Annotated in this window: 21 protein-coding genes; 11 read left to right on the forward strand and 10 right to left on the reverse strand. The window is 72.9% G+C overall.

Annotation, left to right across the window (positions count from 1 at the left end; all coding sequences use genetic code 11):
• Window positions 1-103 precede the first annotated feature (103 nt).
• From IF47_RS0111875 to IF47_RS0111910, 8 genes are all read left to right on the forward strand, one after another.
• A complete protein-coding gene (locus IF47_RS0111875; protein ID WP_031508653.1) occupies window positions 104-865 on the forward strand; it encodes a YcnI family copper-binding membrane protein in 762 nt (253 codons plus the stop codon).
• A gap of 123 nt (window positions 866-988) precedes the next feature.
• Window positions 989-1,681, forward strand: coding sequence for an SCO family protein (locus IF47_RS0111880; protein WP_031508655.1), 693 nt, complete (start codon window positions 989-991; stop codon window positions 1,679-1,681).
• Window positions 1,678-2,148, forward strand: coding sequence for a copper chaperone PCu(A)C (locus tag IF47_RS0111885; protein WP_031508656.1), 471 nt, complete (start codon window positions 1,678-1,680; stop codon window positions 2,146-2,148). Before IF47_RS0111880 ends, IF47_RS0111885 begins: the two co-directional genes overlap by 4 nt.
• Window positions 2,149-2,158: 10 nt before the next feature.
• Complete coding sequence (locus IF47_RS0111890) at window positions 2,159-4,222, forward strand: copper resistance CopC/CopD family protein (RefSeq protein ID WP_031508657.1); 2,064 nt, start codon at window positions 2,159-2,161, stop codon at window positions 4,220-4,222.
• Between the two features lie 97 nt (window positions 4,223-4,319).
• The gene (efeB, locus tag IF47_RS0111895; protein WP_031508659.1) at window positions 4,320-5,597 is read left to right on the forward strand and encodes an iron uptake transporter deferrochelatase/peroxidase subunit; all 1,278 of its coding nucleotides are present in this window, start codon (window positions 4,320-4,322) and stop codon (window positions 5,595-5,597) included.
• 56 nt (window positions 5,598-5,653) lie between these two features.
• The gene (gene pheA / locus IF47_RS0111900) at window positions 5,654-6,592 is read left to right on the forward strand and encodes a prephenate dehydratase (protein ID WP_031508660.1); all 939 of its coding nucleotides are present in this window, start codon (window positions 5,654-5,656) and stop codon (window positions 6,590-6,592) included.
• A gap of 646 nt (window positions 6,593-7,238) precedes the next feature.
• Window positions 7,239-8,525: a serine--tRNA ligase gene (gene serS, locus IF47_RS0111905; protein ID WP_078591751.1), complete on the forward strand. Its 1,287-nt coding sequence runs from the start codon at window positions 7,239-7,241 to the stop codon at window positions 8,523-8,525.
• Window positions 8,522-9,343, forward strand: coding sequence for an HAD family hydrolase (locus tag IF47_RS0111910; RefSeq protein WP_031508663.1), 822 nt, complete (start codon window positions 8,522-8,524; stop codon window positions 9,341-9,343). Before serS ends, IF47_RS0111910 begins: the two co-directional genes overlap by 4 nt.
• 59 nt (window positions 9,344-9,402) lie before the next feature.
• On the opposite strand, the gene IF47_RS0111915 is transcribed toward IF47_RS0111910, so the two are convergent.
• From IF47_RS0111915 to IF47_RS0111935, 5 genes are all read right to left on the reverse strand, one after another.
• Complete coding sequence (locus tag IF47_RS0111915; protein ID WP_037732434.1) at window positions 9,403-9,873, reverse strand: MarR family winged helix-turn-helix transcriptional regulator; 471 nt, start codon at window positions 9,871-9,873, stop codon at window positions 9,403-9,405.
• Window positions 9,874-10,003: 130 nt separating this feature from the next.
• Entirely contained in the window at window positions 10,004-10,723 is a 720-nt protein-coding gene (locus IF47_RS0111920; RefSeq protein ID WP_031508665.1) for an ABC transporter permease, read from the reverse strand.
• 20 nt (window positions 10,724-10,743) lie between these two features.
• The gene (locus IF47_RS0111925) at window positions 10,744-11,661 is read right to left on the reverse strand and encodes an ABC transporter ATP-binding protein (protein ID WP_031508666.1); all 918 of its coding nucleotides are present in this window, start codon (window positions 11,659-11,661) and stop codon (window positions 10,744-10,746) included.
• 50 nt (window positions 11,662-11,711) lie between these two features.
• The gene (locus tag IF47_RS0111930) at window positions 11,712-12,635 is read right to left on the reverse strand and encodes an ABC transporter permease subunit (protein WP_031508667.1); all 924 of its coding nucleotides are present in this window, start codon (window positions 12,633-12,635) and stop codon (window positions 11,712-11,714) included.
• Window positions 12,625-13,638, reverse strand: a complete 1,014-nt coding sequence (locus tag IF47_RS0111935; RefSeq protein WP_031508668.1) for an ABC transporter ATP-binding protein — start codon at window positions 13,636-13,638, stop codon at window positions 12,625-12,627. The genes IF47_RS0111930 and IF47_RS0111935 overlap by 11 nt, the downstream gene beginning before the upstream one ends.
• Before the next feature lie 221 nt (window positions 13,639-13,859).
• Here IF47_RS0111935 and IF47_RS0111940 point away from each other — a divergent pair, with 221 nt between their 5' ends.
• The gene (locus IF47_RS0111940; protein ID WP_031508669.1) at window positions 13,860-15,701 is read left to right on the forward strand and encodes an SDR family oxidoreductase; all 1,842 of its coding nucleotides are present in this window, start codon (window positions 13,860-13,862) and stop codon (window positions 15,699-15,701) included.
• Window positions 15,702-15,812: 111 nt separating this feature from the next.
• Window positions 15,813-16,361, forward strand: coding sequence for an RNA 2'-phosphotransferase (locus tag IF47_RS0111945; RefSeq protein ID WP_031508671.1), 549 nt, complete (start codon window positions 15,813-15,815; stop codon window positions 16,359-16,361).
• A 60-nt stretch (window positions 16,362-16,421) separates the two neighbouring features.
• Here IF47_RS0111945 and IF47_RS0111950 read toward each other — a convergent pair whose 3' ends face one another.
• Complete coding sequence (locus IF47_RS0111950; RefSeq protein WP_031508672.1) at window positions 16,422-17,324, reverse strand: LLM class flavin-dependent oxidoreductase; 903 nt, start codon at window positions 17,322-17,324, stop codon at window positions 16,422-16,424.
• Between the two features lie 155 nt (window positions 17,325-17,479).
• On the opposite strand from IF47_RS0111950, the gene IF47_RS0111955 reads away from it, so the two are divergent.
• A complete protein-coding gene (locus tag IF47_RS0111955; protein ID WP_031508673.1) occupies window positions 17,480-18,340 on the forward strand; it encodes a Cof-type HAD-IIB family hydrolase in 861 nt (286 codons plus the stop codon).
• A gap of 54 nt (window positions 18,341-18,394) precedes the next feature.
• Here the strand turns inward: IF47_RS0111955 and cydD are convergent, their stop codons facing one another.
• The 4 genes from cydD to hisC all read right to left on the reverse strand — a co-directional run bounded on the left by cydD (window position 18,395) and on the right by hisC (window position 25,969).
• Window positions 18,395-22,105: a thiol reductant ABC exporter subunit CydD gene (gene cydD, locus IF47_RS0111960; RefSeq protein WP_031508674.1), complete on the reverse strand. Its 3,711-nt coding sequence runs from the start codon at window positions 22,103-22,105 to the stop codon at window positions 18,395-18,397.
• Window positions 22,102-23,133: a cytochrome d ubiquinol oxidase subunit II gene (gene cydB / locus IF47_RS0111965; protein WP_051717493.1), complete on the reverse strand. Its 1,032-nt coding sequence runs from the start codon at window positions 23,131-23,133 to the stop codon at window positions 22,102-22,104. Before cydB ends, cydD begins: the two co-directional genes overlap by 4 nt.
• A gap of 17 nt (window positions 23,134-23,150) precedes the next feature.
• On the reverse strand, window positions 23,151-24,662 hold the full coding sequence (locus IF47_RS0111970) for a cytochrome ubiquinol oxidase subunit I (RefSeq protein ID WP_031508676.1): 1,512 nt from the start codon (window positions 24,660-24,662) through the stop codon (window positions 23,151-23,153).
• Between the two features lie 227 nt (window positions 24,663-24,889).
• Window positions 24,890-25,969 (reverse strand): histidinol-phosphate transaminase, encoded by a 1,080-nt coding sequence (gene hisC / locus IF47_RS0111975; protein WP_031508678.1) that lies wholly within the window; start codon window positions 25,967-25,969, stop codon window positions 24,890-24,892.
• Between the last annotated feature and the right edge of the window lie 150 nt (window positions 25,970-26,119).

The following is a 26,119-nucleotide window of genomic DNA, read 5'->3' on the forward strand; positions in this document are numbered from 1 at the left end:
GACGCCGCGCGCACCACGCCCGAGCTCACCCGGCCCACGGGCTCCGACGCGAGCCCGCCGGCACGCCGGGGAGCGTGTTCCCCGTACGAGGAGTGTCATCAGCATGCAGTTCACGACGCGGTCCACTCGCCGTCTCGCCGCCACGGGCGCCGTCGCCGCCGCCTGTGTCATCGCCCTCGCCGGACCCGCCGCCGCCCACGTCTCCGTCAACCCCGACGAGGCCGAGCAGGGCGGCTACGCCACCATCGACATCAAGGTGCCCAACGAGCGCGACAACGCCTCGACGGTGAAGCTGGAGATCACCTTCCCGGCCGACCACCCGCTCGCCTCGGTGATGCCGCAGCCGGTTCCGGGCTGGGACGTGAAGATCACCAAGACCAAGCTGGACAAGCCCCTGGAGGTCCACGGCCGACAGCTCGACGAGGTCCCCTCCAAGATCACCTGGACGGAGACCGACGGCGGCATCGAGCCGGGCACCTTCCAGCAGTTCCCCGTCTCCGTCGGGCAGCTCCCCGAGGACGTGGACCGGCTCGTCCTGAAGGCCGTCCAGACGTACGACAACAAGGAGGTCGTGCGCTGGATCGAGGAGCCCACCGACGACGGCGAGGAGCCGGAGCACCCGGCGCCCGTGCTGCGTCTGGTTCCCGCCGCGGACGGGGGCGGTCACGGCGGCGACGGGGCGGAGAGCGACTCCGACGCCGAGGCCGCCTCCGACCGTGACGACACCGCGGAGAACGCCGCCGCGGACGCCGACGAGAACGCCGCCACCGACGCCACCGCCCGCGTCCTCGCCGTCGTCGGCATCGTCGTCGGCATCGGCGGCATCGTCTTCGGCGTCCTGGCCGGACGCCGCCGCACCTCCTGACGGCCGCGGTCCGAGCGGGCCCGCGTCCCTCCACGGGCCGGGCCCCTCGGGCCGCGCACCACCCGGAGCGCCCCTTCCCGGACGGCGCTCCGAGACCCCACCACCGCAAGGAAGAACACAGCCATGCACCACCCCCAGCCCCGCCTTCCCGGACGCGCCCGCCGCGCCCTCGGACTCGCCGCCGCGACCGCCCTGCTCGCCGGCGGCGCGGTCGCCTGCGGCTCCGGCGACTCCGGCTCCGACCGGGCCGACCAGGCTCCCTTCGCCATGGAGTCCACCGATTCCGTGAAGCGGGGCGTCACCCTGACCAAGCCCTTCGACAAGCCCGACCTGGTCCTCACCGACACCAAGGGCGAGACCTACGACCTGATCGAGGAGACCAAGGGCCGGCCGACCCTGATCTACTTCGGCTACACCCACTGCCCCGACGTCTGCCCCCTGACGATGAGCAACATCGCCGTCGCCAAGTCCAAGCTGCCCGAGGAGGCCCAGGACAAGCTGCGCGTCGTCTTCATCACCTCCGACCCCGAGCGCGACACCCCCGAGTCGCTCGGCAAGTGGCTGCGCGCCCAGGACCCCGACTTCATCGGCCTCACCGGCGACTTCGACACCATCCAGGCCGGTGCCCGCTCCCTGGGCGTCAGCCTGGAGCCGCCGGTGGTGGAGGAGAACGGCGACATCGTCTCCACCCACGGCGACCAGGTCCTCGCCTTCCTGCCCAAGGACGACAAGGCACACGTCCTGTACACCTCGGACGTGCCGGTCGAGGTGTACGAGGAGGACCTTCCCAAGCTGGCCGAGGGACGGCTCCCATGAGGACCGCACGCGCCCGCCGCGCCCTCGGACTCGCCGCCGCGACCGCCCTGCTCGCCGGCGGCGCGGTCGCCTGCGGCTCCGGCGACTCCGGCCCCCGGCTGACCGTCGAGGACGCGTACCTGCCCCGGCCGGTGACCACCGACACCGCCGGCGGCTTCATGACCATCCGCAACGACGGCGACACCGACGACAGGCTCACCTCGGTGAACAGCGACATCTCCGACGACGTCCAGATCCACACGACCAGCGACGGCACGATGCGCCGCGTCCCGTCGCTGCCCGTGCCCGCGGGCGGCGCCCTGGAGCTCAGCCGCGGTGGTGACCACCTGATGTTCATGGATCTCGCCCGCAGACCCGCTCAGGGCGAGAAGGTGTCGGTGGAGCTGCACTTCGAGAAGTCCGACCCGATCACGATCGAGATCCCGGTCGAAGCGACCAACCACGTCCCCGGCAGCCACCACCAGTGAGGCCACCGCCATGACCACCGCCGTTCCCCGCACCACGCCCCGGTCCCCCTCGCGCGCGCCGCGGCTCGTCCGCACCCTCCTGTCGGCCGCGCTGCTCGCCGTGTTCGCCGTGCTCGGTCTGCCGGGCGGCGCGACCCCGGCCGGCGCGCACGCCGTGCTGACCGGGAGCACCCCGGCGCAGGGGGACGTGGTGCCGGAGGCGCCCCGGGAGGTGACGCTCGTCTTCACCGAGAGCGTCGCGCTGTCGGACGACTCCATCCGCGTCCTGGCGCCGGACGGCGAGCGCGTGGACACCGGCGAACCGGGGGAGCGGCCCGCGGAGGACGGCGGGGACGGGGAGGGCTTCCGCTACGGGGTGGAACTGCGCGACGGTCTGGCCGACGGCACGTACACCGTGGCCTGGCGGGCGGTCTCGGCCGACAGCCACCCCATCGCCGGCGGCTTCACCTTCTCCATCGGCGCGCCCTCGGAGACCTCCGTCACCGTGTCGGGGGAGGAGCCGGGCGGCGGCTCGGCCGGCGCGCTGTACGACACCGCCCGCTACGTCGCCTACGCGGGCTGGGTGCTGCTCGTCGGCGGGGCGGTCTTCGTCCTCGCCTGCCGGCCCGGCGCCGCCCGGGTCCGTCCGGTGCGGCGCCTGGTGGTGACCGGCTGGGTCTCGCTGACCGCCGCCACCATCGCGACGCTGCTGCTGCGTGGCCCCTACACCGGCTCGGGCGGTCTGGGCGACGTCCTCGACCCGGGCGTGATCCGGGAGGTCCTGGAGACCCGGCAGGGCACCGCGCTGGTCTCCAGGCTGCTGCTGCTCGCGGCGGCGGCGCTGCTCGTCTCGATCCTCTTCGGGGCGTACGCGCGGCAGGACGCCGCCGTGGACGCCACCGGGAACGCCACCGGCGAGGACGCCGGCGACGCCGCGCGGGAACGGCGTGACCTGGCCATCGGCCTGGCCGTCGGCGGCGCGGTCGTCTCCATCGGGCTCGCCGCGACCTGGGCCATGGCCGAACACGCCTCGACCGGCATCCAGACCGAGGTGGCGATCCCCCTGGACATCGTCCACCTGCTCGCCGTCGCCGTCTGGCTGGGCGGCCTGGCGGCCCTGCTCGTCGACCTGTGGCGGGGCCCGGCGGTCCCTCGTGAGGCGGTGGCCCGCTTCTCGCGGCTCGCCCTGTGCTGCGTGTCCGCCCTCGTCGTGACCGGCCTCTACCAGTCCTGGCGGCAGGTCGGCGATTGGTCGGCGCTCGTCTCCACCTCGTACGGGCGGCTGCTGCTGCTCAAGGTCGGGCTGGTGGTGCTGCTGGTGGGCGTCGCCCGCTCCTCCCGCCGCTGGACCGCGCGGCTCGTGGACGCGGCGGCGGCGAACAAGGAGACGGAGAGAGAGGAAGAAGAGGAGAAGCAGGAGAAGGGAGAGGAGGCCCGGCGGGAGCCGGAGTCCGCCGGGCACGAGCAGGCTTCGGAGGGCACCGAGGCCACCGAGAGCGCCGCCGTCCTCACCCCCGAACGCGCCGCCCAGCTCGCACGGCAGCGCGACGCCATGGAGACCGCGCGCCGCAGGCGGGAGCGCGACGCCGACCCCGTGCGGTCCGGGCTGCGGCGCTCGGTGCTCGTCGAGGCGGTCATCGCGATCGTCGTGCTCGCCGTGACGACCCTGCTCACCGGCACCGAGCCCGCCCGTACGGCGGTCGCCGCCGACCGCTCGGGCACGGCGACGACCGAGCGGCCGTCCGTCGGGGCCGGGCCGATCTCCCTCGTCACCCCCTTCGACACCGGCGGCCCGGAGGGCAAGGGGTCGGCCCGACTCGACATCGATCCCGGTCGCAGTGGTGACAACACCCTCCACCTGCGGCTCACCGACCCCGAGGACCGCCCCATGGACGCGCCGGAGGTGAAGGTGTCCTTCACCCTGGAGGAGCGGGACATCGGCCCGTTGACCGCCCCTCTGGAGAAGGTCGCCGAGGGCCACTGGACGGCCGAGGGGTTCCAGCTCCCCCTGTCCGGCACCTGGCGGGCCTCCGTGACGGTGAGGACCTCGGACATCGACCAGGTCACCGAGAGGACGACCTTCCTCCTCCCCTGACAACCGAAAACCCCGAACACCCGCACAGCCCGAACACCCGAAGCCCCGAACACCCCCGCACCACCCGTCACCACCGAGGAACCGAAGCAGAGAAGCGATGACCACGCACCACCCCGACGGCCGCTCCGACGAGTCCGCCATCCGCCCCGCCGGCCCCTCCCGCCGCCGACTGCTCGGCACCGCGGGCGCGGCGGGCGCCGCCGGACTGGTGCTCGGCGCGGCGGGCGGCGCCCTGGGCACCGCCGTCGCGACCGAGTCGCCCACCGCCCTGGCCACGGTCGGACGGAACCGCGTCCCCTTCCACGGCGTCCACCAGCCCGGCATCGTCGAACCGGCCCAGGCCCACGGCCATCTGATCGCCTTCGACCTGGTCGCGGACGCGGGGCGCAAGGAGGCCGCCGCGCTGCTGCGCCGCTGGTCGCGGACGGCCGAGGCGCTGATGGCGGGCGAGACGCCCTCCTCCCGGCTGCACGACACCGGCATCGCCCTGGACGCCGGACCGTCCTCCCTCACCGTCACCTTCGGTTTCGGCCGGAGCTTCTTCGACCGCACGGGCCTGACGGCGCACCGCCCGGCCGCGCTCGAACCGCTGCCCCCGTTCTCGGCCGACGAACTGGACGCCAAGCGCTCCGACGGGGACCTGTGGGTCCAGATCGGCGCCGACGACGCCCTGGTGGCCTTCCACGCGCTGCGCGCCCTCCAGCGCGAGGCGGACGGCACGGCGCGGGTGCGCTGGCAGATGAACGGCTTCAACCGCTCCCCCGGCGCCACCGCCACCCCCCGCACCGCCCGCAACCTGATGGGCCAGGTCGACGGCACCAACAACCCCAGGGAGACCGACGAGGACTTCGAGCGGCGGGTCTTCGTGCCCTCCGGCGGCGACCCGGCGTGGATGGCCGGCGGCTCGTACGCGGTGCTGCGGCGCATCCGGATGCTGCTGGACGACTGGGAGAGGACGCCGCTCGCGGAGCAGGAGAAGGTGATCGGCCGCCGCAAGTCCGACGGCGCCCCGCTGTCGGGCGGCTCCGAGACCACCCCGGTGGACCTGGAGAAGCGGAACGCGGGCGGCGATCTCGCCATCGCCGCCGACGCCCACGTACGGGTGACGGCGCCCGAGACCAACGGCGGCGCCGTGATGCTGCGGCGCTCCTTCTCCTACCACGACGGCTTCCGCGACGACGGCGCACCGGACGCCGGACTGCTGTTCATCGCCTGGCAGGCGGACCCGATGAAGGGCTTCGTGCCCGTGCAGCGCAAGCTCGACCGGGGCGACGCGCTCTCCCGCTTCATCCGCCACGAGGCGAGCGCGCTGTTCGCGGTGCCGGGCGGCGCCGGCGAGGGCGAGTACGTGGGGCAGAGACTGCTGGAGGGGTGAGGTCCGAGAATCGAGATCGACGGCCGGCCGACCGTCGGCATCGTTACTGTGGCCGTATGTCAGCAGCGAGCCGCTACACCTACCTCGGGCCCGAGGGCACCTTCACCGAAGCCGCGATCCGTACCCTCCCGGAGGCGGCCACCAGGGAGCTGGTGCCGATGGTGTCGGTGCCCACCGCGCTGGACGCCGTGCGGAACGGGGAGGCGGGCGGCTCCCTGGTGCCGATCGAGAACTCGGTGGAGGGCGGGGTCACCGCCACCCTGGACGAGTTGGCCACCGGCGCGCCGCTGATGATCTACCGCGAGGTGCTGCTGCCGATCTCGTTCGCGCTGCTGGTGCGGCCGGGCACCGAGCTGACGTCGGTCAAGACGGTGACCGGGCACCCGGTCGCCCAGCCCCAGGTGCGCCGCTGGCTGGCCGCCCACCTGCCCGACGCGCAGTGGGAGTCGGCGGCCTCCAACGCGGACGGCGCCCGGCTGGTGCAGGAGGGGCGGTACGACGCGGCGTTCGCGGGCGAGTTCGCCGCGGCGACGTACGGCCTGGTTCCGCTGGTGACCGGCATCCACGACGTGGAGAACGCGGAGACGCGCTTCGTGTTGGTCGGCCGACCGGGGCGGCCCGCCGCGCGGACCGGAGCCGACAAGACCTCGCTGGTCCTCTGGCTCGGCGACGACCGTCCGGGCGCGCTGCTGGAGTTGCTCCAGGAGTTCGCGGTGCGGGGCGTCAACCTGGTGCGGATCGAGTCGCGGCCCACCGGCGAGGGCATCGGCCGCTACTGCTTCTCGGTGGACGCCGAGGGGCACATCACCGACCGGCGGGTGGGCGAGGCGCTGATGGGTCTGCGGCGGATCTGCCCGAGAGTGCGGTTCCTGGGTTCGTATCCGCGGGCGGGCGTCGAGCCCTCGCAGACCACGCCGCTGCGGCAGGGGACGACGGACGAGGAGTTCGAGGAGGCGTCGGACTGGCTGGCGCGCTGCGTCGACGGACGCGCCTGAGGGGACGGCCGGGAAGGTTCGCGCGAGTTATCCACAGGACCTGTGTGCGACCTGTGCACAACACATTCTCGCTAAGCGCGCATTCTCGACAAAACGCCCTTATTTCCCTTCCTTGTACATAGCCGAGCAGAACCCTGCGACCCCCGTCGAATAACTTGATCAACACTCGAAAGGACGGCATTTCCGTCCGAAAGGGTGTGTAGACGAGGTGAAGAAGGGGAATCGATGCGCGAGCACACCCGCCGGCGCCTCTCGCCCTCGCCCTCTCCTCGTCTTCTTCCACAGGTTTTCCAGAGGGCCTGTGGAAAACAGGGCATCTTCCCACACCCCTGTGGATAACCCGGCCGCCCATCGCCGCGCCCGGCCCCGCCCCCGGGCATCGGACCGGCCCCGACGCCCGCTGCGGCCCGGCGGCTTTCCGCCGGCTTTCCGGCGTTTCCCGGCGCGCCCCGACGTTTTCCGGATGCCTCGCCGGGACGGGGATTCCGTCCACCCCCGCACCGCGGAACTCCCCCCGTACGGTGACATCGGAAATTACCTTGACGGCACCTCCGCACCCTTTCCCGAAAACCCTCAAAAGGAACATATCGGCACGTATCGCCGTATCGAGTCGAGCGTGCCGCCCGCCCCCCGGTACCCTGGCGGCGTGATTGACCTTCGCCTGCTCCGTGAGGACCCCGACCGTGTGCGCGCCTCCCAGCGTGCCCGTGGAGAGGACGTCGGCGTCGTCGACGCCCTGCTCTCCGCCGACGAGCGGCGCAGGTCGTCCGGCGTCCGCTTCGACGAGTTGCGCGCCGAGCAGAAGCAGCTCGGCAAGCTGATCCCCAAGGCCACCGGCGACGAGAAGGCCGAGCTGCTGAAGAAGGCCGGCGAGCTGGCCGCCGCGGTCAAGGCGGCCGACGCCGAGCGGGACGAGGCCGACGCGGAGACCCAGCGGCTGCTCCTCCGACTCGGCAACCTCGTCCACCCCGACGTGCCCGTGGGCGGCGAGGACGACTTCACCGTCCGCGAGACGCACGGCACCCCGCGCGACTTCGCCGCCGAGGGCTTCGAACCCAAGGACCACCTGGAGCTCGGCCAGGCGCTCGGCGCCATCGACGTCGAGCGCGGCGCCAAGGTCTCCGGCTCGCGCTTCTACTACCTGACCGGCGTCGGCGCCCTGCTGGAGCTGGCCCTGGTCAACGCCGCGATCGCCCAGGCCACCGAGGCGGGCTTCATCCCCATGCTGACCCCGGCGCTGGTCAAGCCCCGCGCCATGGAGGGCACCGGATTCCTCGGCCAGGCCGCCGAGAACGTCTACCACCTGGAGAAGGACGACTACTACCTGGTCGGCACCTCCGAGGTACCGCTCGCCGGCTACCACATGGACGAGATCCTCGACGCGGAGAAGCTGCCGCTGCGGTACGCCGGTTTCTCCCCGTGCTTCCGTCGCGAGGCGGGCTCGTACGGCAAGGACACCCGCGGCATCTTCCGCGTCCACCAGTTCGACAAGGTGGAGATGTTCTCCTACGTCGCGCCCGAGGACTCCGAGGCCGAGCACCTGCGGCTGCTGGAGTGGGAGAAGCAGTGGCTGAACTCCCTGGAGCTGCCCTTCCGGGTGATCGACGTCGCCACCGGTGACCTGGGCGCCTCCGCCTCCCGGAAGTTCGACTGCGAGGCGTGGATCCCGACCCAGGGCAAGTACCGCGAGCTGACCTCCGCCTCCAACTGCGACGAGTTCCAGGCCCGCCGGCTGTCCATCCGGATGCGCCAGGAGAAGAAGGTCCGTCCGCTGGCGACGCTCAACGGCACGCTGTGCGCGGTCCCCCGCACCATCGTGGCCCTGCTGGAGAACCACCAGCAGGCCGACGGCTCGGTGCGGGTGCCCGAGATCCTCCGGCCCCACCTGGGCGGACGCGAGGTGCTGGAGCCCGTGGGAACCGCCGCCCGGTGAGTGCCGAGTCCTCCCGCCTCCCGTACCGGCTGGTCGCCACCGACCTCGACGGCACACTGCTGCGCAGCGACGGCACCATCTCGCCCCGCACCCGTGAGGCGCTCGCCGCCGCCACGGCGGCGGGTGCCGCGCACATCGTGGTCACCGGCCGCTCCGTGCCCTGGACCAGGCACATCCTGGACGAGCTGGGGTACGACGGCCTGGCCGTCTGCGGGCAGGGCTCGCAGGTCTACCACGCCGGCGAACACCGAATGCTCACCTCGGTGACGCTCGACCGCCGGCAGGCCCGGTTGGCGATCGAGAAGATCCAGGCGGAGATCGGCCCGGTGGCCCTGGCCGTCTCCCGGGACGGGCTGGACGGCGAGGTGCTGTTCGGTCCGCACTACCGGGTGGGGAACGAGGAACTGCCCGCGACGGCCACCGCCGATCCGGCCGAGCTGTGGGCCGAGCCCCTGAACAAGGTCTACCTCCAGCACCCCGGCGGGCTGGACGACGACGCCCTCGCCGACGCCGCCCGACGGGCCGCGGGCGACCTGGTGGGCGTGGTGGTCTCGGGCGAGGGCATCGTGGAGATGCTGCCGCTGGGGCTCTCCAAGGCCAAGGGCCTGTCGATCGCCGCCCGCCGGCTGGGAGTGTCGGCGACGACGACGATCGCCTTCGGCGACATGCCCAACGACATCCCCATGTTCGCCTGGGCCGCCCACGGCGTCGCCATGGGCAGCGCCCACCCCGAACTGCTGGCGGTGGCCGACGAGGTGACCGCGTCCAACGACGAGGACGGCATCGCGGTCGTCCTGGAGCGGCTGTTCTCCCTCTGAGGAACCGGCCGCCGAGCAACCGGCCGTCGAGCAACCGGCTGCCGAGGGACCGCCCGCGCTCACTCCGGGGGCGGTCCCTCCGTGGTGCCCTCCAGGACCGCCCGGCAGATGGCGTGGAGCTGCTCGGTCCGCTCCGGGGTGAGGTGGTCGAACAGGGCTCGGCGGACCTGCTCCACATGGCCGTGGGCCGCCTCCTCCAGCGTGGCGAACCCCTCGTCGGTCAGCGTGGCCAACGTGGTGCGATGGTCGGCGGGGTGCTGGGTCCGCTTCACCCAGCCCCGGCTCTCCAGCTTGGCGACGGCATGGGAGAGCCGGCTGGCCGAGGAGCGGGTGATCCTCGCCAGTTGGCTCATGGTGAGGGTCCGGTCCGGAGCCTCGGAGAGCATGGCCAGGGTCTGGTAGTACGCCAGCGGCATCCCGGCGTCACGCTGCAACTGTCGGTCCAGTTCCTCGCGGATGCGCTGGGTTGCGGCCAGGAAGGCCCGCCAGGTCCGCTGCTCTTCGTCGTTCAACCACCGTGTCGTGCCCATGTTTCCAGCGTACGAGTACGGAGGAAACGGGCATACGGGCTGCTCCCGTGGACCGAACGCCGCGCGCCCCCGGCCCCGAGGAGCGGGGCGGGGGCGCGCGATGCCGGTGTACGGGCGGGGGGTGCCCCGCTCACTCCTCGCCCGCGAGGGTGAGAGTGCGCAGTTTCCGCCCCGCGTACCAGGTGCCCGCGACGGTCACCACCGCCAGCAGCACCACGGCGGTCGGCAGTCCGACGTCGGAGGCGATGTTCGCGCCGGGCGCCGTCTTCTCGGCCAGGGCCAGCGCCCACTGCTGGACGCTGAGCGTCCGGGCGCCGGGCACCAGGCTGCCGAAGAGTGCCTCCCAGATGAGGGCGTAGACCAGGCCGAGGACGACGGCGTGCCGGCTGACCGTGCCCAGCAGCAGGAAGACCGCGCTGTAGGCGATGGAGGCGGCGACCGCCGCGACGGTGTAGGCGACGGCGATCTGTTGGCTGTTGCCGTTGAGGATCCAGCCCGCGACCAGCATGGGGACCGCCGAGAACACCATGGTGACGGCGATGGCGACGGTCAGCTTGGTGAGGATGATCGTGGGCCGCTTCAGCGGCTTGGCCAGCAGGTAGACGATCGCGCCGTCGTCGATCTCCGGGCCGATCGCGCCGGTCCCGGCGATCACGCCGATCAGCGGGACCATGGTGGCCAGCGCGAAGCCGCCGAGCACCTCGGTGGCGACGGCGTCGTCGGCGCCGACCAGCAGGCGGATCGCCACGGAGATCACCACGAGCACCGCGGGCAGGACGAACAGGATCAGCGCCCGGCGGCGGCCGAGCAGGGCCCGGTAGGTGAGCCGGGCGACCGTGGGGTCGTACATCGCTGTGGGCTCCTTGGTTCTCAGGCCGTGACGAGGTAGGAGAAGACGCTCTCCAGGGACTCGTCCGAAGGCGAGACCGTGAGGAGCCGGATGCCGTGCTCCCGGGCGATGCGCGGGAGCTGCTCGGTGAAGCGCGCGAAGTCGATCGCCTGGACGCGCAGGGCGCGCTCGGACCAGTCGAGTTCGATGCCCGCCGTGCTGGGGTCGGCGATCAGCGCGGACGCCAGCGCGCGGTCGTCGCTGGACCTCACGAGGTAGCGGTGGGGGCGGTCGGTCATCAGCCGGCGGATGCGCCGGAAGTCGCCGGAGGCCGCGTGCCGCCCGGCGACGATCACCTCGATGTGGGAGGCGAGCTGCTCGACCTCCTCCAGGATGTGCGAGGAGAACAGCACCGTGCGGCCCTCGGCGCCCATCCGCCGCAGCAGGTCCATCAACTGCATGCGCTGGCGCGGGTCCATGCCGTTGAACGGCTCGTCCAGCAGCAGCACGGACGGGTCGTGGACGAGCGCGGAGGCCATCTTCACCCGCTGCCGCATGCCCTTGCTGTACGTGGAGATCTTCCGGTCCTGGGCGTACTCCATCTCGACGGTGGCCAGCGCCCTCCGCGCGGCCTCGCCCGGATCGGGCAGCCCGTGCAGTTCGGCGTTGGCGAGGACGAACTCGTGGCCGGTGAGGAAGTCGTACATCGCCTCGCGCTCGGGGACGACGCCGATCTCCTTGTAGACCTGCTCGTTGCGCCAGATCACCGTCCCGTCGAGGGTGACGGTGCCGGCGGAGGGGGCCAGGAAGCCGCCCATCATGTTGATCAGCGTGGACTTGCCCGCGCCGTTCGGGCCGAGCAGGCCGGTGACGCCGGGGCCGATGTCCATGGTCACGTCGTTGACGGCGACGACGTTGCCGAACCAGCGGGACACGTGGTCGATGTGGATCGTGGTCATGGCCTACGCCGCCTTCTCGTTCTGCGTGTGGGTCTTCACGGTCTCGGTCGTCACAGCCCCGCCTTGCGGTAGCGGCCCATCAGCGCGAACCAGCAGGCCGCGATCAGGCCGAGGATGACCAGGACGTAGACGGCCGCGACGGCCGTACCGGGCTCGTGCCCGCCGGGGAAGCCGGTGGGGGCGCCGAGGAACGCCGACTGGAAGCCGTCCATCAGCGAGCCGGGGGAGGCCAGTCCGAGCCAGGCGACCGCGCCGCCGCTGCCCTGTGCCTCGGCGATGACCTGGACGGTGGTGACGGCGAAGTACGGGATGGTCAGCACGGCGATGACCGCGGCGACGCCGAAGCCCCGGCGCGGCGTGAGCGCGGAGACGACCAGGCCGATGCCCGCGTGGAGGACGGAGAACACCGCCGTCCCGGCCAGCCCCTGGAGGAACCCGGTGGTCTGGTCGCCGAAGTCGAGCTCGACGAGCAGGGCGCCCACGTACATGACCACCAGGGGGGCGGTGACGAACAGGAAGAGGGCCGAGGCCATGGCCGCGTACTTGGCCGCCACGTAGTCGACGCGCTCGATCGGGCGCGAGAAGTACAGCGGCACGGTGCGGAAGCGCAGGTCGCGCGAGACCGACTGCGGTGCCTGGGAGGCGAGGTAGAGACCGATGACGGGCTGCATCATCAGCGCGTACTCGGTGTACTGCACCTCCAGCGCCTTGGCGCCGGGGGTCACGGCGGCGACCGCCACCAGGATGCCCGCCGGCAGCACCATCACGGCCAGCAGAACGAACGGCAGCACCTTCGACTTCGCCGAGCGCCCCAGCCCGTACGCGCCGCGCAGGGACTGGGTGAGCAGCGACCTGCGGGCGTAGGACCGGCCGAGGCGGGGGCCGTCGTAGTGGCGGTAGCCGATGTTGTGGATGCTGGCGTCCTCGCCGCGCGGGGCGGGGACGGCGGGGGTCGTGGTCGGTTCAGGCCGCATCGGTGCTGCCCCCCTTCTCGGTGGTTCCGGTGGTGCGGGCGGCATCGGCGGCGGCGTCGGCGGCGTCGGCGGTCTTGAAGACCTCCGCGATGCGGTGCCTGCGCTGTTCCATCCGGACCAGTCCCAGGCCCAGCTCCGCGACCGTGTCGCGGACGGTGTCGTACACGGTGTCGTCGGCCGCCTCGACCAGCAGGACGCGCCCGGCGCCGGGCAGGCCGCCCTCGCCGGAGCCGGCCACGGCGAGCCCGGCGCCGGCGAGGGCGGTGCGCAGGGCGTCGGTGCCGTCGGGGTGGGCGTCGGTGTCGGTGACCTCGACCGCGAGGGTGGTGGTCTCCTGGGTGAAGTCGGCGGTGGAGGAGGAGCGCAGCAGTCTGCCGCCGTCGATGACGACGACGTGGTCGCAGGTGCGCTCCAGCTCGCCCAGCAGGTGGGAGGTGACCAGGACCGAGATCCCGAAGTCGGAGTGGATGCGGCGGATCAGGTCCAGCATGTCGTCCCGGCCGACCGGGTCCAGTCCGTTGGTCGGTTCGTCGAGGAAGACCAGCCGCGGGTCGTGGACCAGGGCCTGGGCCAGTTTGACCCGCTGCTTCATACCGGTCGAGTAGCCGCCGATGGGCCGGTAGCGCTCCTCGTAGAGGCCGACGTGGCGCAGGGTGTCGGCGGTGCGCTCGCGGGCCGCGGTGGCGGGCAGACCGGCCATCCGCGCCATGTGGACGACGAACTCGGTCGCCGACACGTCGGGCGGCAGGCAGTCGTGTTCGGGCATGTACCCGACACGCTCGCGGATGCCGGCGCCCTGGGTGGCGACGTCCATGCCGAGGACGGAGGCGGTCCCCTCACTGGCGGGGGAGAGGCCCAACAGAATCTTGATCAGGGTCGACTTGCCCGCACCGTTGGCCCCCACCAGGCCGGTCACGCCCGGCGTGATCTCCATGGTGAGCCGGTCCAGCGCGGTGACCCTGGGGAACCTCTTGGTGAGGTTCTCGGTCGCGATGACAGTCACGCTCCGACCGTAGTGGTCCTCCGGGCGGGCCACGTCAGCCCGGGGGCGTGCATGCGTCTCGTACCGGAGGCGGAGACGCCCCTAGGGGGCGGAACCGGGGAGTCCGGGGGAGGGGCGGGGCCGCCCGGTCGTGGCACGGGCGGTGTCAGGACGCCGAGACCGGCTACCCGTGGTCCTCGAAACCGTCCGATGCCGTGCCGCGGCGGAAGGGAGAAGTGCCCATGGGAACCGGGAGGGCGTCGAGGGACGCACGGGAGCGGTGGATCCCCACGGACGGCGTCGAGCTGTGCGTCGCCGAACTGGGCACGCGGACGGACGAGGACGGCGGTCGCCGTCCGACGGTGGTGCTGCTGCACGGCTACCCGGACACCAAGGAGCTGTGGTACCCGGTCGCCGAGCGGCTCACCCCCCGCTTCCACGTGGTGCTGTACGACGTGCGCGGCTTCGGGAAGTCGACGGCGCCCGACCCGCCGCGCGGCGCTTTCACGCTGGAGAAGCTGACCGACGACTTCCTGGCCGTCGCGGACGCGGTGAGCCCCGACGCCCCGGTGCACCTGGTGGGACACGACTGGGGGTCGATCCAGGGGTGGGAGTTCGCCACGGTCGGACGGACCCAGGGCCGGATCGCGTCCTTCACCTCCCTCTCCGGACCGTCCCTGGACCACCTCGGGCACTGGTTCGCCGGGCGGCTGACCCGGCCGTCCCCGCGCGGTGCGGCCCAGGCGCTCGGGCAGGGCGCCAGGGCCCCGCACGTGTACCTGATGCACCTGCCCCGCGTTCCGGAGGCGCTGTTCGGCCGGTTCGGGCCCGCGCTCGCGCGGCGCCGGGCGCGCCGGAAAGGCGTCCCGCACGGCGGCTACCCCACCGCCTCGCTGCCCTCCGACGCCGCGCACGGGGCCTGGCTGTACCGCGACAACGTCCGCGCCCGGTTGCGCGCCCCGCGCGAGGACGCCTACGCCCACGTGCCCGTCCAACTGATCACGTCCGCCGACGACCCCTTCCTCTCCCCCGCCGTCCACGACGGCCTGGACCGCTGGGTGCCCCGGTTGACGCGCCGGACGCTGCGGGCGGGCCACTGGGCGCCGCGCACCCGGCCCGACCGGCTCGCCGCCTGGATCGCCGCGTTCGTCGACGTCTGCGAGGGGCGGCGCGGGAGTGGCGGGGACGGCGGGAACGGCGGGGTCGCGTCGTCGGCGTCCGTCGAGCGCGCCGGGCGCACCGGGCGGGAGGGCATGTACGCCGAGTACTTCGGCGAGCAGTTGGTGCTGGTCACCGGGGCGTCCCGCGGCATCGGCCGGGAGACGGCGCTGGCCTTCGCCCGGGCCGGGGCCCGCGTCGTCGCCGCGGACATCGAGGGCGAGGGCGCGGCGCGCACCGCCGAACTGGCCCGGCTCGGCGGCGCCTCCGAGGCGTGGGCCGAGACCGTCGACGTCTCCGACGGACGGTCCATGGCGGCGCTGGCCGAGCGGGTGGCCGACCGGTACGGCGTGGTGGACGTGCTGGTCAACAACGCCGGGATCGCCGCCGCCGGACCGTTCCTGGAGCACACCGAGGACGACTGGGACGCCGTCCTCGGCACCAACCTGTGGGGCGTGATCCACGGCTGCCGCCTCTTCGGACGGCAGATGGCCGCGCGCCGCCAGGGCGGCCACATCGTCAACCTCTCCTCCTGCGCGGCCTACGAGCCCACCCGCGCCCTGCCCGCGTACTGCACCTCCAAGGCGGCGGTGCTGATGCTCAGCCAGGTCCTCCGCGCCGACCTGGCCGGGGAGGGCATCGGGGTCTCGGCGATCTGTCCGGGCATCGTCAGCACCACGATCCTGGACGACACCCGGTTCCGGGGCTTCGACGAGCAGGACCGTCAGGCCCGGATCAAGCGGGCCCGGCAGGCCTACCGGATTCGCAGGTACCCGCCGGAGAAGGTCGCCGACGCGGTGCTGCGCTCGGTGGTGGAGAACCGGGCGGTGGTGCCGGTGAACCTGGAGGCGCGGGCCGGGATGGTGCTCTCGCGGGTGGCGCCGAGCGCGCTGCGGGCGTTCGCGCGGATCAACGTCCGGGCCTGACCGCCGGGCCGGCCGCCGCCCGGAGGGACCGAAACGACGGAACGGGGTGCCGCGCGCCGGGCCCCGGGTGCACCCTGGGCTCGTATGGACGGGGCGCACATGAACGACCGGCTGGACGACCGACGCAACAAGCGGATCTCGAAGTACGTCGCACGGCACCTGCGGCACGACCCCGGGCGGATCGGGCTGACCATGGACGGCCACGGCTGGGTGGACATCGACGAGCTGGTGGCCGCCGCCGCGCGCGACGGGTTCCGCTTCACCCGCGAGGAGTTGGCGGAGGTCGTCGCCCGCAACGACAAGCGGCGGTTCTCCGTCGACGGCGAACGGAACCGCATCCGGGCCAACCAGGGGCACACGATCGACGTCGACCTGGACCTGCCGGTCGCCGAGCCGCCCCCGTACCTCTTCCACGGGACGGTCGGACGGAGGGTGGCGGGCATCCGGCGGGACGGCCTGCGGGCCATGGGACGTCACGACGTCCACCTCTCGCCCGACCGTGAGACCGCCGGCGCCGTGGGGGCGCGGCGCGGGGAGCCGGTGGTGCTGGTGGTGGACGCCGGGGCGATGCGCCGGGACGGGCACGAGTTCCGGGTGAGCGAGAACGGGGTGTGGTTGGTGACGTACGTGCCGCCGGAGTACATCCGCTTCCCCGGCTGACGGGCCCGACCGACCGATGGGCTCGACCGACGGGCCCGACCGACCGACGGGCCGGGCGGGTCAGGCCAGTCGTCCCGGCGCCTCGGTCGCGATCTCCTCGAAGACCTCCGGGTCGGCCTCGAACATCGTGCCCTCGATCGGCCAGTGCAGCACGATCTCGTCGATGCCCAGCTCCCGGTACGTCCCGGCGAAGTCCACGAAGGCCTCCAAGGAGGCCAGGGGGCGGTCCGGGGTGAAGCCGGTGAGCAGGACGCGGGACAGTCCGGCCGGGTCCCGGCCCTCCTCCGCGCAGATCCGCTCCAGGCGCCGGAGCTGCTCCCGGATCGCGTCGCGCGACTCCCGCGCGGTCCCGCCCTTGGCCACCGCGGGGTCGCCGGCGGTCACCCAGGCCTGCCCGTACCGGGCCGCCAGGCGCATGCCGCGCGGTCCGGTGGCGGCCACCGCGAAGGGGACGCGGGGCCGCTGGACGCAGCCGGGGATGTTCCGGGCCTCGTGGGCGCGGTAGCGCTCCCCGTGGTGGGTGACGGCGTCCTCGGTCAGCAGCCGGTCCAGCAGGGGCAGGAATTCGCCGAAGTGGTCGGCCCGCTCACGCGGCGTCCACGGCCGCTCGCCGGGCGCCCGCAGCGCCGTGGCGTCGTACCCCGAGCCGCCCGCGCCGATGCCGAGGGTGATCCGTCCGCCGGAGACGTCGTCGAGAGTGATCAACTCCTTGGCCAGGGTGACCGGGTGCCGGAAGTTCGGCGAGGTCACCAGGGTGCCGAGCCGTATCCGCTCGGTGGCCGTCGCGGCGGCGGTGAGGGTGGGCAGCGCGCCGAACCACGGGCCGTCGCGGAAGGGCTCGCGCCAGGAGAGGTGGTCGTAGGTGTAGGCGGTGTGGAAGCCCAGTTCCTCGGCCCGCCGCCACCTCTCGCGCCCACCCTCGGCCCAGCGCAGGACGGGAAGGATCACGGTACTCAGGCGCATCCCCCGAGCGTATGCGGTCGGACGGCACGGGTTCGGCGCTCCTCCGGGTGGGGAGCCGGGCCCCTGACTGTCCGTGTCCGTCCGGTTTCGGATGTGTTCGTTCGGTGGCTCATTCGGGCACCTGCCTGCACGGCTGTGCGGGCATATGCGGGAGTATGGGGACTGTGACTCATGCCTCCGCGTTCCCGACGACACGTCCGCGCCTCATCGCCACCGACCTGGACGGCACCCTGCTGCGCGACGACAAGTCCGTCTCCGACCGCACGGTCGAGGCGCTGGCCGCCGCCGAGGAGGCCGGGATCGAGGTCTTCTTCGTCACCGGACGCCCCGCGCGCTGGATGGACGTGGTCGCCGACCACGTCCACGGACACGGCTTGGCGATCTGCGCCAACGGCGCGGCCGTCGTCGACCTCCACCGCGGACGTCGGATCGTGCGGGTGCGGGACCTGTCGCACAGCACCGCGCTCGCCGTGGTCAAGGAGTTGCGGACGGTCGCCCCGGAGGTCCACTTCGCCGTCGAGCGGACCGGAGGCATTCACTACGAGCCGCTCTACCCGCAGTTCCACCTCGACCCGGGCGCGGTGATCGCATCGGTCGAGGAGCTGCTGTCGGACGACTCCGAACACGCCGACCAGCCGGTCCTGAAACTCCTCGCCCACCACAGGGAGCTGGCCCCGGACGACTTCCTCCACCTGGCCCGTGACGCGGCGGGTCACCACGCGGAGTTCACCCGCTCCAGTCCCAGCGCGCTGCTGGAGATCAGCGGGCCCGGCGTCAGCAAGGCCAGCACCCTGGCCCTGTGCTGCGAGCGGCGCGGCGTCACGCCGGAGGAGGTCGTCGCCTTCGGCGACATGCCCAACGACCTGGAGATGCTGACCTGGGCCGGCGCCTCGTTCGCCATGGCCAACGCCCACCCCGCCGTGCTGGCCGCGACCACGCACCGCACGGCCACCAACGAGGACGACGGCGTGGCCGCCGTGATCGAGCGGCTGCTGAGCCTGCCGGCCGGCGCCTGACGCCCGCCGCCCGACGCCTGCCGGAACGTTCCGCCGGCGGGGCGCGGGCGCGGCTCAGCCCCGGACCGCGCCCACCAGCTCCTCGGTGGTCCGCTCGCGCTCCAGCATCCGGCGGAAGGGGCCGTCCGCCTCGGCCAGTTCGCGGTACGTCCCGCGCTGGACCGCGCGTCCGCCGTCGAGGACGACCACCTCGTCCACCGCCTCCAGGCCGGCCAGGCGGTGGGTGATCAGCACGGTGGTGCGGCCCTCGGTGGCGGCCAGCAGGTCGGCGGTCAGGGCGTCGGCGGTGGCGAGGTCCAGGTGCTCGGCGGGTTCGTCCAGCACCAGCACGGGGAAGTCGGCCAGCAGCGCGCGGGCCAGGGCCAGGCGCCGGCGCTGTCCGCCGGAGAGCCGGGCGCCGAACTCGCCGACCAGGGTGTCCAGGCCCTCGGGCAGTTCCCGGACCCAGGTGTCGAGGCGGGCGGCGGCCAGGGCGGCGTGGAGGTCGTCGTCGGTCGCGGACGGCCTGGCGAGGCGGAGGTTCTCGCGCAGGGAGCTGTCGAAGATGTGCGCGTCCTGGGCGCACAGGCCGACGAGGCGGCGCACGGTGTCGCCGTCCAGCAGGGCGGCGTCGACGGCGTCCGGGCCCAGGGTGTAGCCGCCGCCCTCGACGTCGAGGAAGCGCAGCAGCACGTGGGCGAGGGTGGTCTTGCCCGACCCGGACGGCCCGACGACCGCGACGCGGCGCCCCGGCGTCAGCCGCAGGTCCAGCCCGGCGAGGGCGGGACGGTCCTGGCCGGGGTGGCGGGCCGTGAGGTCGGTGAGGACGACCGGGAACGGGGACGTCGGCGCCGGGAGCGGGTGCTCCGGCTCCCGGACGGGCGCGGGCGCGTCGACCACCTCGTGGAGCCGCTCGGCGGACCGGCGGGTGCGCTGGCGGTACTGGGCCGCCTGCGACATTCCCGTGACCGCCTCGAAGGAGGCGAGCGGTGTCAGGACGACCACCGCCATGAGGAGTCCGTCCAGCCGCCCGCCGTGGACGGCGGCGACGCCGGCCCAGGCCGCGACGGCGACGGTGAGTCCGGCGGCGAGCGTGGACAGCCCGCCGCCGAGCGCGGTGACCGCGGAGCTGCGGGCGGTGAGGCGGGTGAGTTCGGCGTCGGCGGCGCGCACGGCCTCGGCACGGCGGGGCAGCGCGCCGGCGACGGTCAGCTCGGCGGTGCCGGTGAGCAGGTCCACGGTGCGAGTGGTCAACACGCCGCGGGCGGGCGCGAGGTGCCGCTCGGTGCGCCGGGCGACGACGGCGGCGAACGCCGGGACGGCGACACCGGCGACGAGCAGCCCGACGGCGAGGGCCAGCCCGGCCTCGGGCAGCAGCCACGCCGTGAAGCCGGTGGCGACGACGGAGACGCAGGCGGCGACGGCGGCCGGCAGCAGCCAGCGCAGGAAGTAGTCCTGGAGTGCGTCGACGTCGGCGACGAGCCGGGCGAGCAGGTCGCCGCGCCGGGCGTGGCGCAGTCCGGCGGGGGCGAGACGCTCCAGGCGCCGGTGGACGGTGACGCGCAGGTCGGCCAGGAGGCGCAGCACGGCGTCGTGGGAGACGAGGCGCTCGGCGTAGCGGAAGACGGCGCGGCCGATGCCGAAGGCGCGGGTCGCGGTGACGGCGACCATCAGGTACAGGACGGGGGGCTGCTGGGAGGCGCGCGAGATCAGCCAGCCGGAGGTGGCCATCAGACCCACCGCGCTGAGGAGCGCGAGCGCCCCGAGGAGCAGCGCGAGGGCGAGGCGGGCGCGCTGGGGGCGCGCGATGCGGCGCACCCGGGCGAGGGTGTCGGGTGCGGGTGCGGGTGTGGTCGTGGGGGCGGGTGTGGGTGCGGGTGCGGGTGCGGAGCGTGCCGGGGTCGGGGCCGGTCCGGGACGACCATTCCGGACGGCATTATTTACGGGCCGTTGCCCTGTGCCGTTCTGTGACCCGGTGATGGGCCCGCAAATAACGCTTGAGTGTCCGGAACGGCCGTCCCTCCCCGTCCCCTCCGGCTCACTGCCGACTGCGGGGCCGTCGTGGCCCGGGGTGCGGATCGGGGTGTGGGTGGGGGCGCCGACCGACGTACCGGTGATGAGGGGTACGGGGGTGGCCGGTGTCCGCTCGGACGGCGCGGGGACGGGGGCGGGCGCGAGGCGGACGACGCGGTCCGCGACCGCGAGCAGCGCGGGGCGGTGGACGATCAGCAGGACGGTGCGGTCGCGGGCCAGGCGGGCGACCGCCTCGACGACGGCGGCCTCGGTGGCGCCGTCGAGCGCGGCCGTCGGCTCGTCCAGCAACAGCAGCGGGCGGTCGGCGAGGAAGGCGCGGGCCAGGGCGACGCGTTGCCGCTGACCGGCGGAGAGCCCGGCGCCCATCTCGCCGAGGAGGGTGGTGGGCGACAGGTCGGGGGCGCCGGCGTCGCGGAGGGCGGCGAGGACTTCGGCGTCCGTGGCGTCGGGCTTCGCGAGGCGGACGTTCTCGGCGATCGTCCCGGCGAACAGGTGCGGGTGCTGGGGGACCCAGGCGATCTGGGAGCGCCAGCCGGCGGGGTCGAGGTCGGTCAGGTCGGTGCCGTTGACGGTGACGCGACCGGAGGTGGGGCGTGTGAAGCCGAGGAGGACGTTCAGGAGCGTCGTCTTGCCGGCGCCGGAGGGACCGGTGACGGCGACGGTCTCGCCGGGCCGGACGGTGAGGGTGGTGGCGGGCAGCGAGTCGGCGGTGCGGCCCTCGTGGCGGACGGTGAGGTCCTCGACGGAGATGGTGGCGGTGCGGGCGTCGGGGGCGGGAGTGGCGCCGGGGGCGGGGGGCGTGGTTTCGAGGACGTCGAAGACCTCCTCGGCGGCGGACAGGCCCTCGGCGGCGGCGTGGTAGTGGACGCCGACCTGGCGCAGGGGGAGGTACGCCTCGGGGGCGAGGATCAGCACGACCAGGCCGGTGTAGAGGTCCAGGTCCCCGTGGACCAGGCGCATGCCGATCCCGACCGCGACGAGCGCGACGGAGATCGTCGACAGGAGTTCGAGGACGAAGGAGGAGAGGAAGGCGATCCGCAGGGTGCGCAGGGTGGCGCGGCGGTAGTCGGCGGTGATGGCGCGGATGTTCTCGGCCTGGGCCTTGGCCCGGCCGAAGACCTTGAGGGTGGGCAGACCCGCGACGACGTCGAGGAAGTGGCCGGAGAGGCGGGTCAGCAGCCGCCACTGGCGGTCCATGCGGGCCTGGGTCGCCCAGCCGACCAGGGCCATGAAGACGGGGATGAGCGGCAGGGTGACGACGATGGTCGCCGCGGAGATCCAGTCGTCGGTGACGATCCGGGCGAGCAGCGCGGCGGGGACGACGACGGCGAGCGCGAGCTGGGGGAGGTAGCGGGCGAAGTAGTCGTCGAGCGCGTCGATGCCTCGGGTGGCGAGGTTGGCCAGTTCGCCGGTGCGCCGGTCGCCGAGCCAGGCGGGCCCGAGGGCGGTGGCCCGGTCGAGGAGGCGGAGGCGGAGTTCGGACTTGACCGCGGCGGACGAGCGGTGGGCGGCCAGTTCGGTCAGCCAGGAGACCAGGGCCCGGCCGACCGCCACGACCGCGAGGAGGACGAGCGGCGTGGTCAGGTCGGCGGGGGCCGCGCCCTGCTGGAAGGCTCGGACGACGACCTCGGCGATGAGGACGGCCTGGGCGATGACCAGGCCCGCTCCGGCCAGCCCGAGCACCACGGCCGCGACGAGGAAGACGCGGGTGGTGCGGGCGTACCGGAGCAGGCGGGGGTCGACGGGCTTCATGGGCGGCTGGGTTCCGGTTCCTGCTGGGGGACGTCGGCGGCGATGTGCTGGGTGCCGATTCGCTTGCGGAACACCCAGTATGTCCAGCCCTGGTAGAGGAGCACGAGTGGTGTGGCCAGGGCGGCCAGCCAGGTCATGATCGTCAGGGTGTAGTGGCTGGAGGAGGCGTTGTCGACGGTCAGGCTCCAGGCGGGGTCGAGGGTGGAGGGCATGACGTTCGGATAGAGGGTGAGGAAGAGCATCGCCACGGTGGCCACGATGGTCACCCCGGAGAAGGTGAAGGACCAGCCCTCGCGCCCGGCGGCGATCGCCCGGACGGCGGCGAGCAGCGCGACGGCGGCGACGGCCAGGGCGACCAGGCTGGCGAGGCCGCCGCGGTCGAGCTGGGTCCAGCCCAGGAAGGCGACCGCGAGGGCGGCGCAGGCCAGACCCAGGCGGACGGCGAGGGCGCGGGCGCGGACCCGGATGTCGCCGACGGTCTTCAGGGCGGTGAAGACCGCGCCGTGGAGGGTGAACAGGGTCAGGGTCGTCAGGCCGCCGAGGAGCGCGTAGGGGTTCAGGAGGTCGATCAGGCCGCCGACGTACTCCTTGTCGGCGTCGATGGCGACGCCGTGGACGATGTTGCCGAAGGCCACGCCCCACAGGAAGGCCGGGAGCAGGGAGCACCAGAAGATGGCGCGCTCCCAGTTGGTCTGCCACTTCTCCTCGGGCCGCTTGGCGCGGTACTCGAAGGCGACCCCCCTGACGATCAGGCAGACCAGGATCAGCAACAGCGGCAGGTAGAAGCCGGAGAAGAGGGTGGCGTACCAGTCGGGGAAGGCGGCGAAGGTGGCGCCGCCGGCGGTCAGCAGCCAGACCTCGTTGCCGTCCCAGACGGGTCCGATCGTGTTGATCAGCACGCGGCGCTCGGTGCGGTCGCGGGCCAGCAGCCGGGTGAGGACGCCGACTCCGAAGTCGAAGCCCTCCAGGAAGAAGTAGCCGGTCCACAGGACGGCGATGAGGACGAACCAGACGTCGTGGAGTTCCATCGGAGGAAACCTCGGACCTAGTAGGAGAAGGCCATGGGGCGGTCGGCGTCGTCCCTGTCGTGACCGCCGATCCGCGTGGGCGGGTTGAGGTCGGCCTCGGTCAACTCGGGCGGTCCGGCCTTGACGTACTTGGCCAGCAGCCTGACCTCGATGACGGCGAGGGTGGCGTACAGGAGGGTGAAGACGGTCATGGAGATGAACACCTCGACCTGGGAGACGCCGGGCGAGACGGCGGCGGAGGTGCGCAGCAGGCCGTAGACGACCCACGGCTGGCGCCCCATCTCGGTGAAGATCCAGCCCCAGGCGTTGGCGATGAGCGGGAAGCCCAGGGTGAGGAAGGACAGCCGCCAGTACCAGCGGGTGAGGGTGGGGCCGAGGAGCGTCTCGCGGGTGAGGGCCAGGCGCGGCACCTCGTCGGCGGCGGTGCGGTGGCGTTCGGCGAGCCAGAAGCGGCGCCGGGTGAGCCACAGGCCGACCGCGCCCAGGGCGGTGGAGGCCATGCCGAACCCGATCATCCAGCGGAAGCCCCAGTAGGCGACGGGGATGTTGGGCTTGTAGTCGCCGGGGCCGTACTGCTCCTGGAGGGCCTCGTTGGTGTCGTTGATGCCGGGGACGGGGGTGGAGAAGTCGCTGTGCGCGAGGAAGGAGAGGAGTCCGGGGATCTCGATGGCGACCTTGTTGTGGCCGTCGTCCACGTCGCCGTAGGCGAAGACGGAGAACGGGGCGGGCCCCTCGGTCTCCCACAGGGCCTCGGCGGCGGCCATCTTCATCGGCTGCTGCTCGTACATGATCTTGCCGAGGACGTCGCCGCTGACGGCGGTGAGCGCTCCGGCGGTCACGAGGGTGACCAGGCCCAGGCGGAGCGAGGTCCGCATGACGGGGACGTGGCGGCGGCGGATCAGGTGGTAGGCGGCGATGCCGACCATGAAGGCGCCACCGGTGAGGAAGGCCGCGGTGATGCTGTGGAAGAACTGCGCCACGGCGGTGTTCTGGGTGAGCACCGCGACGAAGTCGGTGAGCTCGGCGCGCCCGTTCTCGGGGTTGATGCGGTAGGCGATCGGGTGCTGCATCCAGGAGTTGGCCGCCAGGATGAAGTAGGCGGACAGGACGGTGCCGAGGGAGACCATCCAGATGGTGGCGAGGTGGAGCTTCTTCGGCAGCTTGTCCCAGCCGAAGATCCACAGCCCGATGAAGGTCGACTCGAAGAAGAACGCGAGCAGCGCCTCGAAGGCCAGCGGGACGCCGAAGACGTCGCCGACGAACCGTGAGTAGTCGGACCAGTTCATGCCGAACTGGAACTCCTGCACGATGCCGGTGACCACACCCATGGCGATGTTGATCAGGAAGAGCTTTCCCCAGAACTTCGTCGCCTTGAGGTACACCTCCTTGTTCGTTCTCACCCAGGCCGTCTGGAGGCCGGCGGTCAGCGCGGCCAGCGAGATGGTCAGGGGCACGAACAGGAAGTGGTAGACGGTGGTGATGCCGAACTGCCACCGCGCCAGGGTTTCCGGTGCCAGAGCTAGGTCCACGGCACTCTCCAAAGTGGACAAGGTGTGACGTAACACACGCGCTCGTGAATGCGTTCACATTCACAAGAAGTATGACGCACATATTTTCGCGCCCTCTCACCGGGGGGTGAGAGGGCGCGAAGGACCTGTTCGTCGGGACCTTCGTCCCGATTCGGGAGAGTCCCGGTTCGGGAGGGCCCGGCCGGCACTCGGCCGGGCCCGATCGGGGAAGGTCCCGGTCCGTGAAGCTAGAGCTCCGCGCGGAAGGCCCGGGCGGTCTGCAGGAAGATGTCGTTGGCGACCGTCTCGCCGATCGTGACGCGGACGCCCTCGCCCGCGAACGGCCGGACGGTCACACCGGCCTTCTCACAGACCTCGGCGAACTCGGTGGTGCGTTCGCCCAGCCGCAGCCAGACGAAGTTCGCCTGCGACTCGGGCACCGTCCAGCCCTGCTCCAGCAGCCCGTCGCGGACCCGCTGCCGCTCCTCGACCAGCGCCTCGACCCGCTTGAGCAGCTCGTCCTCGCTGCGCAGCGAGGCGACGGCCGCGTCCTGCGCCATCTGGCTCACGCCGAAGGGCACCGCCGTCTTGCGCAGCGCCGCCGCCACCGGCTCGTGGGCGACCGCGAACCCGACCCGCAGCCCGGCCAGGCCGTACGCCTTGGAGAAGGTGCGCAGCACGCACACGTTCGGACGCTCCCGGTACACCTCCAGCCCGTCCGGCACCTCCTCGTCGCGGACGAACTCGCGGTACGCCTCGTCCAGCACCACCAGGACGTCCTCGGGCACCCGGTCCAGGAAGCGCTCCAGCTCCGCGCGGCGGACGGACCTGCCGGTGGGGTTGTTGGGGTTGCAGACGAAGATCAGGCGGGTGCGCTCGGTGACGGCGTCGGCCATCGCGTCCAGGTCGTGGCCCTCGTCCTCGGTCAGCGGCACCTGGACGGGGGTGGCGCCGGCGATCCGGGTGATGATCGGGTACGCCTCGAAGGACCGCCAGGCGTAGATCACCTCGTCGCCGGGGCCGGCCGTGGACTGCAGCAGTTGCTGGGCGATGCCCACCGAGCCGGTGCCGGTGGCCAGGTGGGTCACGGGCACGTCGAAGCGGCTCGCCAGCTCGCTCAACAGGGCGCCGCAGGCCATGTCGGGGTAGCGGTTGAGAGAGCCGGCCGCGGCGGTGGCGGCCTCCAGCACGCCGGGCAGGGGCGGGTAGGGGTTCTCGTTGGAGGAGAGCTTGTAGGCCACCGGGCCGTCGGACGTCGGGGGACGGCCGGGCTTGTAGGTGGGGATCCCTTCCAGTACCGCGCGCAGCTTCGGGGCCTTCTCCGTCATGCCAGGTCCTCCTCGACCCTCCGGGCCAGTCGTGGAGCGGCCTGCCGCCGCTCGTGCCGGAACCAATACTGCTTATCTCAGCAGGATTCCGGAAGGGCCGGCCCGATCGGTGAACGGCGCCGGCTCGGAAGCGTGCGCGGGTGGCGCGCG

Source organism: Streptomyces megasporus, assembly GCF_000718985.1.
In the GTDB taxonomy this organism is placed as follows: Bacteria; Actinomycetota; Actinomycetes; order Streptomycetales; family Streptomycetaceae; genus Streptomyces; species Streptomyces megasporus.

Coding starts and splice junctions, on each gene's coding strand:
- IF47_RS0111875 (WP_031508653.1), top strand. CDS start 104: ATGCAGTTCACGACGCGGTCCACTCGCCGTCTCGCCGCCACGGGCGCC.
- pheA (WP_031508660.1), top strand. CDS start 5,654: ATGTCAGCAGCGAGCCGCTACACCTACCTCGGGCCCGAGGGCACCTTC.
- IF47_RS0111890 (WP_031508657.1), top strand. CDS start 2,159: ATGACCACCGCCGTTCCCCGCACCACGCCCCGGTCCCCCTCGCGCGCG.
- IF47_RS0111950 (WP_031508672.1), bottom strand. CDS start 17,324: ATGCGCCTGAGTACCGTGATCCTTCCCGTCCTGCGCTGGGCCGAGGGT.
- IF47_RS0111915 (WP_037732434.1), bottom strand. CDS start 9,873: ATGGGCACGACACGGTGGTTGAACGACGAAGAGCAGCGGACCTGGCGG.
- IF47_RS0111920 (WP_031508665.1), bottom strand. CDS start 10,723: ATGTACGACCCCACGGTCGCCCGGCTCACCTACCGGGCCCTGCTCGGC.
- IF47_RS0111880 (WP_031508655.1), top strand. CDS start 989: ATGCACCACCCCCAGCCCCGCCTTCCCGGACGCGCCCGCCGCGCCCTC.
- IF47_RS0111930 (WP_031508667.1), bottom strand. CDS start 12,635: ATGCGGCCTGAACCGACCACGACCCCCGCCGTCCCCGCCCCGCGCGGC.
- IF47_RS0111955 (WP_031508673.1), top strand. CDS start 17,480: ATGGGGACTGTGACTCATGCCTCCGCGTTCCCGACGACACGTCCGCGC.
- IF47_RS0111885 (WP_031508656.1), top strand. CDS start 1,678: ATGAGGACCGCACGCGCCCGCCGCGCCCTCGGACTCGCCGCCGCGACC.
- efeB (WP_031508659.1), top strand. CDS start 4,320: ATGACCACGCACCACCCCGACGGCCGCTCCGACGAGTCCGCCATCCGC.
- IF47_RS0111940 (WP_031508669.1), top strand. CDS start 13,860: ATGGGAACCGGGAGGGCGTCGAGGGACGCACGGGAGCGGTGGATCCCC.
- cydD (WP_031508674.1), bottom strand. CDS start 22,105: ATGAAGCCCGTCGACCCCCGCCTGCTCCGGTACGCCCGCACCACCCGC.
- hisC (WP_031508678.1), bottom strand. CDS start 25,969: ATGACGGAGAAGGCCCCGAAGCTGCGCGCGGTACTGGAAGGGATCCCC.
- IF47_RS0111925 (WP_031508666.1), bottom strand. CDS start 11,661: ATGACCACGATCCACATCGACCACGTGTCCCGCTGGTTCGGCAACGTC.
- cydB (WP_051717493.1), bottom strand. CDS start 23,133: ATGGAACTCCACGACGTCTGGTTCGTCCTCATCGCCGTCCTGTGGACC.